This is a genomic window from Kribbella caucasensis, assembly GCF_004361855.1.
In the GTDB taxonomy this organism is placed as follows: Bacteria; Actinomycetota; Actinomycetes; order Propionibacteriales; family Kribbellaceae; genus Kribbella; species Kribbella caucasensis.
The window spans coordinates 1-3,903 of sequence record NZ_SNWQ01000071.1; the positions used below are offsets into that span (position 1 = coordinate 1).

At 65.6% G+C, this 3,903-nt stretch carries 5 protein-coding genes and 1 pseudogene; 3 read left to right on the forward strand and 3 right to left on the reverse strand.

All coding sequences use genetic code 11. The annotated features are described in order from the left end of the window. Positions 1-112: 112 nt before the first annotated feature. Entirely contained in the window at positions 113-427 is a 315-nt protein-coding gene (locus tag EV643_RS43760) for a hypothetical protein (protein ID WP_133806139.1), read from the reverse strand. A 97-nt stretch (positions 428-524) separates the two neighbouring features. After that, on the reverse strand, positions 525-1,049 hold the full coding sequence (locus tag EV643_RS43765; RefSeq protein WP_133806140.1) for a hypothetical protein: 525 nt from the start codon (positions 1,047-1,049) through the stop codon (positions 525-527). 655 nt (positions 1,050-1,704) lie between these two features. Here EV643_RS43765 and EV643_RS43775 point away from each other — a divergent pair. Beyond that, positions 1,705-2,268, forward strand: coding sequence for a hypothetical protein (locus EV643_RS43775; RefSeq protein ID WP_133806142.1), 564 nt, complete (start codon positions 1,705-1,707; stop codon positions 2,266-2,268). A 248-nt stretch (positions 2,269-2,516) separates the two neighbouring features. Further along, a complete protein-coding gene (locus tag EV643_RS46340) occupies positions 2,517-2,777 on the forward strand; it encodes a hypothetical protein (RefSeq protein WP_133806143.1) in 261 nt (86 codons plus the stop codon). A 120-nt stretch (positions 2,778-2,897) separates the two neighbouring features. Here the strand turns inward: EV643_RS46340 and EV643_RS47165 are convergent. Next, a pseudogene (locus tag EV643_RS47165) lies at positions 2,898-3,056 on the reverse strand (DUF2283 domain-containing protein); the annotation flags it as partial. Between the two features lie 252 nt (positions 3,057-3,308). Between EV643_RS47165 and EV643_RS44605 the strand changes: the two are divergent. After that, complete coding sequence (locus EV643_RS44605) at positions 3,309-3,863, forward strand: maleylpyruvate isomerase family mycothiol-dependent enzyme (protein WP_166665817.1); 555 nt, start codon at positions 3,309-3,311, stop codon at positions 3,861-3,863. The last annotated feature ends 40 nt before the right edge of the window (positions 3,864-3,903 follow it).

Sequence of the window (3,903 nt, forward strand, 5' to 3'; positions counted from 1 at the left end):
CAAAGATCGACACGCACGCCGGCGCTCAGCCAACGTCTGAAACGTCAGCGACGGACACCAACCCCCACGTCGTCATCGCAAACGACGGTCAACACGCGGCCCTGACGAGTAGCTATTGGAGAGCCTTGTTGAGGACGGATGCGTGGTTCTCCAGCCAGGTTTGGCGGCGCTGGATCTTGTCGCCGACACCTTCGTCCCACATCCGGCGCCAGCCGCCGCCCATCGTGTCGGCGCGGTGCTTCATCAGGTGCCAGGCCCTGCCGTTCTGCAGTACGGCGACCTCGACCAGTTGACCCCGATCCTCGGCCGACATGCGGTAGGCGTCCGCGATCAGGCCGCATCTGCGCGGTACGTCCAGGCCCCGCATGAGCGGATCCAGGTCCTCGTCCGCGCCTAACGGTCCCCACCACAGCGTCACGTTCAACATTTCCATCACCCGCGTGGCGGGCCGCGCCATGTCGAAGTCGATCAGCGCAACTCAACCTCGTCCGGATCCTCAACCCATTCCCGCACGGACACCCACCCTAGATGAGCGGGTCGCGGTCAGGAGGTGAACCCGCGATAGGAGGCTGCATTGGTGGTTCTAGTTGCGGCTGACCACGAGTGCCGACCACAACAACGCCTCCAAGTGCCCAGAGGGTCTCAATCAGGAGAAGCGAGACGGCGACCAGGGTGACCCCCACGCTCCACGCGACGAACGTAGAGCCTGGATCGGTAGCCAGCCCCACGAATGCCAGCAGCTCCGCCGCCAACGACAGGAAGAGTGTGCCGAACACAAAGGCCGAATTGGCCAGCCGACCAATCGGCTGCGCGAGCGCCCTGATCGCGTACCTCGCAATAGTTTCCCAGAGCACAGAAGCGAGGGGGATGAAGTCGATGAAACCAGGCACGGAAAACTGGCCGCTGTCCGCCCACGCCTCAAGCCTTCGCCTGACGGCGTTCGAGTGCGCGGCCCGGGCCAGGAACGTCGTTTCCACCGCGAGAACGAGAAGAAGCACGGGAATCGTCTGCGCCGTCGCACCGTAGAAACCCGCTGGATCGGATGTCATCAGTCCCTCCCAGGTGCATCATGCCCCAATGTGACACAGCTCCGTCTGGACGGCAGGGATATCCAGGAAATCCTCGTCAGGCCGAACCTCAAGCTCAGCAAGCTCTTCCACCGTGGCCCCGCGGATCGCCTCTGCCTCAGGATCAGCAACCGCCCCGTACACAAGCTCGCTCACCCGATCCCGACTGGTCACAGCCCCATTGTCCAACCGCCACGGCCCACACACCTTCGCGAGCGTCCGGCTCATGCCCGGAATGCAACGCCGAGCCAACGCGCAGCGTCCTTACAGGTAGGGGTGAGACCTTATGCGCCGAAATGAACTTGTCGCGGCCGTTGGCATCGTGATCGCTGCGGTCGTTTCGGGGTGCGGCGACGCATCGACCACTCCTCCGATCGGCGAGCGTTGGACACCGCAGTCCCCGGCCAGCGACCTGATCGTCCACGACGGCGATACCGTCGAGGTGACAGGCCAGGTAATCGCCGCCCCCGGCCAGCCGGTCGTGTTCTGCCCGCCTCGCGCATCCACACGCGACCCACAAGTACCGGTCGTACGGCCCGGCGAGACCCCCACACCCGTGGAGCCGCCAGCTCCGACTTGCCCCGCAGCACTGGCGGTCACAGTGTCTGGAGTCGACCTCCACCGACTCAGCCACCCCGTGACGGCACAAGGCACGCGGACCGGCTGGGCAACGCTACGAGGCATCTGGCATGACCGATCGATCGACGTAACCGAGCAGACCGCGCCCAAGCAGCCAACACCGCGTCCCGACGACGTACCGTGCCCCACCCCCACAGCCGGCTGGAAATCCAACAACGCAAACACAATCCGCGAGCAGGACGCCCTCGTCGTCTACATCAGGGCACGACCGGAACGCTTCGCCGACGTCCGCGCCGGCTACACCGGGAAGGTCACGGTCATGGTGGTCCCGGTGGTATCCGGTGACCTGGACTCGACCCAGCGGGAACTCGAATCGGTCTACAAGGCCAACCTGTGTGTCACGCGAGGTGTGCTAAGCATCGCCGAAGCCAACCGACTGGCTCAGCGCGTAGCCGCACTGATAGACCACACCGCGAATTCCATCTCCGGCGTGGCACTCGACACCTCAAACGGACGAGTCGTGGTCGCCCTGTTCATAGTCACCGAGCAACTCCACGAACAGTTCGCAACCATCGGCCTGGACAAGTTGCACCTCGCCCCAGTGGTACGACCCGTGCAATAACCGCTCGACAGTCGAGCCCAGCAAGCAAACCAGGTCCGCTCGGGACGCCGGCCGGTCTCTCAGTTGGCCCGGTGGGCTGGTAGGCATGCAGGGAAGCACTGGAGCTGTTCTGCCAGAGTGGAGTCCCTATGACTTATGGCCCGCCGCCCGAACCGAACGCGTACTCCGCGCCGACACCGCCACCCCCTCATCCGCAACAGCCCTGGACCGATCCCCACGGCCGCGGGTGGCCCGGCGGACCGCCCCCAGTGGAGCCTCCCAAGAGGGCCGGGCTGGCTGTGGCTGCCGTGATCCTCGGCCTTCTCGGGTGCGTAGTGCCGTTGCTCCCGATCAACTTGGACAACCTGCGGGCCTACACCCCGTTCCCGTTCGGGCTGCCCGGACTCGTCCTCGCGATCGTCGGTTGCACCGGACACCGCCGCGGCAAGCCGCTGGCCGCGGTCGGCGCGATCCTGTCCGTCCTCGCACTGATCCTCGGGGCGATCATGGTCATCGGTAACGCCAGATAAGAATCCTCGGGCACGATTGCGGACAGTGCAACCATCCCCAGGGCGACCGGTTCGGGTGTGACGGGGCGGCACTGCGTCCTGCAGCAGGTCGGCATGAAGGAGGGCCGCTGCGTCGAGCACCTCCAGGCCCACGATCTTGCCGTCCTTCGAGGTCAGAACCACCATCGCTTGAACACCTTCCGGCGGATCGACCGGGACGCTGTCGCGGCGCGGCGGGAGCGGGTCTTCCGTCGGGTAGATGTAGGGTCCGTCGGCCTCGGGGTCGTAGGTGATGCGCACGAGTCCAATCCTTCACGTTCCTGCGCAGTGGGCAGTGAGCAACGCGCAGAAAAACAGATCGCGCAGAAGATTCGCGCCGGCAAGCAGGCTGCTCGTGACTCCGAGACGTCGACCTGTCGGAGGCGTGTGCTGGACTTGTCGGTGGGGAACGTCCCCAAAGGCCGTCCATGCCGCCCGCGGACTTATCAGTTCCGTTTCCTGGCCCCCGGAGCGGTTGCGGAGGCCGCGAACTGGACGAGAGCGAGTGACAGAGTGGCTGACCTCAGCGGCTTGGCGACCGAAGAGCGGCGCGACCTGGCCGACTATCTCGATACCCTCACCGCGGACGAGTGGGAGCAGCCGTCGCTGTGTCCGGGATGGTCTGTGCGCGACGTGGTAGGTCACATCGCGAGCTACGACGTGCTCAGTTGGCCCGCGCTGCTAGCCCTGTTCGCCCGGTCGGGCTTCTCGCTGAGTCGCTGCAACCAGGTCGGCGTCGACGAGGCTCGCCGACTCCGCACCGACGAACTCGTGGCCAGGCTCCGTGCGCATGCCGAACCCCGCGGCATCACCACGGCGTTCGGATGCGCCGTCGCTCTCACGGATGGGTTGATCCATCACCAGGACATCCGCCGAGCACTTGGCCATCCGCGGACTGTTCCTCAAGAGCGACTGGTCGCGGCGTTGGAGTTCGCACCCCGCGCGCGTGCATTGCCAGCGCCCGCGAACCTCCGCGGGCTCCGGGCGGTCGCGACTGATGTCAACTGGGTTCACCTGAGTTGGGTCAAATGCCTTAGTGCCTTGCAGTGGGGTCCTGCAGCGCGTTGAGGATTGTGGTCTCGGCGGGGCTGAGCGCGGGCGGGATGGT